1 protein-coding gene is annotated in these 389 nt (G+C 66.8%); it reads right to left on the bottom strand.

The annotated features are described in order from the left end of the window. Window positions 1-154: 154 nt before the first annotated feature. Window positions 155-389: SIP domain-containing protein (locus tag F8M74_RS37405; RefSeq protein WP_163884798.1), on the bottom strand; the 235-nt coding region annotated here is incomplete at its 5' end.

Consider the following 389-nt stretch of genomic DNA (forward strand, 5'->3'; position numbering starts at 1 on the left):
GGTCCATCGGTGGCCGAGCGGAGAGCAGCCGAGCGTGGGCTCGGCTCTACACAGTCAAGGGCGTGCGGACCAACGGTCCGTACCCACCAGGCAGGTTCTGGTGCATGGGGTCAGGTCCCTTTTCCACGGGAAAAGGGATCTGACCCCGAGCCGGTCAATCGCCGTCGGTTTCGTCCGGGTGGGCCTTCCAGTAGCCGGTCGAGCGGATCCAGTCGCGCGGCACGCCCAGGTGGCCTTCGATGAACTTGCGCATCATCCGCGCGCGGCGCGATTCGGTGGCGATCCAGTAGAAGACATCGCCGTCCGGGGCCTCGAAGTCGGTCAGCATGTCTTCCAGCAGCGTGCTGCTGGCCGCCGGGAAGCCGTTGCGCTCCAGCCAGTGGATGCGC

It is taken from the genome of Myxococcus sp. CA023, assembly GCF_010998615.1.
In the GTDB taxonomy this organism is placed as follows: domain Bacteria; phylum Myxococcota; class Myxococcia; order Myxococcales; family Myxococcaceae; genus Myxococcus.